Origin of the sequence: Mesorhizobium sp. M4A.F.Ca.ET.050.02.1.1 (genome assembly GCF_003997725.1) — a bacterium.
GTDB lineage: Bacteria > Pseudomonadota > Alphaproteobacteria > Rhizobiales > Rhizobiaceae > Mesorhizobium.
In genome coordinates this window covers 1-2733 of sequence record NZ_RZSG01000783.1, presented here as the reverse complement: position 1 = coordinate 2733, position 2733 = coordinate 1, and the positions used below count along the sequence as shown (strand labels likewise).

The 2733-nt window shown below is 65.4% G+C and carries 2 protein-coding genes; both read left to right on the top strand.

The window, feature by feature from the left end; all coding sequences use genetic code 11:
* Window positions 1-1494, top strand: a 1494-nt coding sequence (locus EOA33_RS31065) for a 3-hydroxyacyl-CoA dehydrogenase (RefSeq protein WP_145989377.1), incomplete at its 5' end; no start/stop codon positions are given.
* Window positions 1495-1637: 143 nt separating this feature from the next.
* A complete protein-coding gene (locus EOA33_RS31060) occupies window positions 1638-2663 on the top strand; it encodes a BMP family protein (RefSeq protein WP_126057541.1) in 1026 nt (341 codons plus the stop codon).
* The last annotated feature ends 70 nt before the right edge of the window (window positions 2664-2733 follow it).

The following is a 2733-nucleotide window of genomic DNA, read 5'->3' as shown; positions in this document are numbered from 1 at the left end:
GCCAAAGGCGGGTCGTTCGCGCCGGTGCGCGAACGCAGGGACCGCGTTGCCGAAACGGACCTTGCAGCCTTCGACCGTCAGGCGGCCGAGCTTGCCAGGAAAGCGCGTGGGCTGGAGGCTCCGCTTGCCTGCGCCGAAGCCGTGCGCAATGCGATCACGCTGCCGTTCGATGAGGCGCTGGCGGCGGAGCGCGCGCTGTTCGTGAAGCTCGTTGCCGGCGACCAGTCGCGCGCGCAGCGGCATCTGTTCTTCGCCGAACGGGAAGCGGCCAAGATACAAGGCAAGGACGTCACCCGCCGCAAGATCGCCCGCGTCGGCATCATCGGCGCCGGCACGATGGGCGGCGGCATCGCGATGGCCTTTGCCAATGGCGGCTTTCCGGTGACCTTGCTCGAAACCGGCGAGGAGGCGCTGCAACGGGGCCTCGCAATGATCGAGAAGAACTACGCGGTCTCGGTCGGCCGTGGCTCGCTGACGGAAGAGGCCAGGCAGCAACGGCTTGGCCTGTTCAAAGGCAGCACCGACTATGCCGACCTTGCCGATTGCGACCTGGTAATAGAGGCGGTGTTCGAGGACATGGCGGTCAAGAAGGTGGTGTTCGGCAAACTCGACGCGGTGGCCAGGCCGGGCGCGATCCTTGCCACCAACACCTCCTATCTCGATGTCGACGAGATCGCCGCCTCGACGTCGCGGCCGCAGGATGTGCTCGGCATGCATTTCTTCTCGCCGGCCAATGTCATGAAGCTCTTGGAAATCGTGCGCGCCGATAGGACCGCGCCCGACGCGCTGGCGACGGTTGCGGAGCTAGCGCGGCGCATCGGCAAGGTGCCGGTCGTCGTCGGCGTCTGCCACGGCTTCGTCGGCAATCGCATGCTGTCCGCACGCGGCGCGGAAAACGAGTTCCTGCTGCTCGAAGGGGCGACGCCCGGCCAGGTCGACAAGGCGTTCACCGATTTCGGCTGGCCGATGGGGCCGTTCCAGATGGGCGATCTCGCCGGCCTCGACATCGGCTGGCGCAACCGCAAGGCGCGCGGCCAGACGGCGGTGATTGCCGACACGCTCTGCGAGCAGGGCCGTTTCGGCCAGAAGACCGGCAGGGGCTGGTATCGCTATGAAAGCGGCTCGCGCGAGCCCGTCCCTGATCCCGAGGTCGAGGAATTGATCCGCGCCAAGGCAGCCGAGCCTGGCATCGCCCGGCGCGAAATCGGCGCCGACGAGATCATCGAGCGCACGCTCTATCCGCTGGTCAACGAAGGCGCGAGGATCCTCGAGGAAGGCATTGCGGTGCGGGCGTCGGACATCGATGTCGTCTGGGCGAACGGTTACGGCTTTCCCATCGGCAAGGGTGGGCCGATGTTCTGGGCCGGCCTCGAAGGGGCTGCGAAGATCGTCGAGCGGCTGGAGCATTGGCATAGGCGGACCGGCCGGGCGATCTTCGAGCCGGCGCCGGTGCTGAGAAGGTTCGCGGAGACGGGGTCGTGGCAAGTCCCGTAAACGGCTCAACGTCGCGTTCCTTCGCATCCAAGCACATCAAATTTGACCATGTGGACAAAACTCAGACACCGTTCCATAGTCCAGCGTCTGACATTCCTGAGAACGGCCGGCTCGACACGGCTGTCAACCAGAGGGGCACTTCCATGAAAGACGATCCTAGCAAAATTGAACGCGCCGGCTTGTCTCGGCGCACCGTGCTGGAACTCGGCGCGCTTGGGCTGGCAGCGGCGGTGCTGCCGAATGCCGCCTTAGCCAAGGACAAGAAGCTGAAGGTGGCGGCGATCTTCGCCACGCCGATCGAGGAGCCGTGGGACAACCAGATCCACGTCGCCCTGCAGAAGGCCGAGAAGGAGCTCGGCATCGAATACAAATGGTCGGAAAAGGTGCAGACCGCCGACTTCAGCCGCGTGATGCGCGAATATGCGCAGGGCGGCTACCAGCTGGTGCTGGGAGATGCCTTCGCCGCCGAGCGCGAGTCGCGCCGCACGGCAAAACAGTTCCCGAAGACCGCATGGCTGTTCGGCTCCGGCGCCGGGCCGGCCGAGCCCAATTTCGGCGTCTTCGACAATTGGATCCACGAGCCGGCGTACCTTTCCGGCCTGATTGCTGGCAAGATGTCGAAGTCCGGCACCGTCGGCGCGGTGGCGGCGATGGGCATTCCGGAAGTGAACCGGCTGGTCAACGCCTTCTTCGCCGGCGCCAAGGAGGTCAACCCGAACATCAAGAAGAAGGTCGCCTTCATCGGCTCCTTCTTCGATCCGCCGAAGGCCAAGGAAGCCGCCGTGGCGCAGATCGACGCTGGCGTCGACGTGATCTATGCCGAGCGCTTCGGCGTCATCGAGGCGGCGGTGGAGAAGAAGATCCTCGCCATCTCCAACATGTCCGACCAGTCGAGCCTCGGCCCGGATACGGTGATCACCGGGCCGGTGTGGGACATGTACCCGACGGTCGAGCAGGCGATCAAGCTGGTCAAGGCGGGTGTCTTCACCGCGCAGGACTATGGCGATTTCTCGCGCATGGCCAAGGGCGGTTCGTTCCTGGCGCCGTATCACAAGTTCGACAAGACGCTGCCGGCCGAGGTCAAGGACCTGGTCGAGAAGAAGAAGGCCGAGATCCTCGAAGGCAACTTCCGCGTCGACGTCGACGAGAACACGCCGGTCTCGGATTGAGGCCGGCTTATCCCCCCCCTCGAGGGGAGGGTGGCCCGCAGGGCCGGGAGGGGTCGCCCGCGACGCGCTC

Coding starts and splice junctions, on each gene's coding strand:
- EOA33_RS31060 (WP_126057541.1), top strand. CDS start 1,638: ATGAAAGACGATCCTAGCAAAATTGAACGCGCCGGCTTGTCTCGGCGC.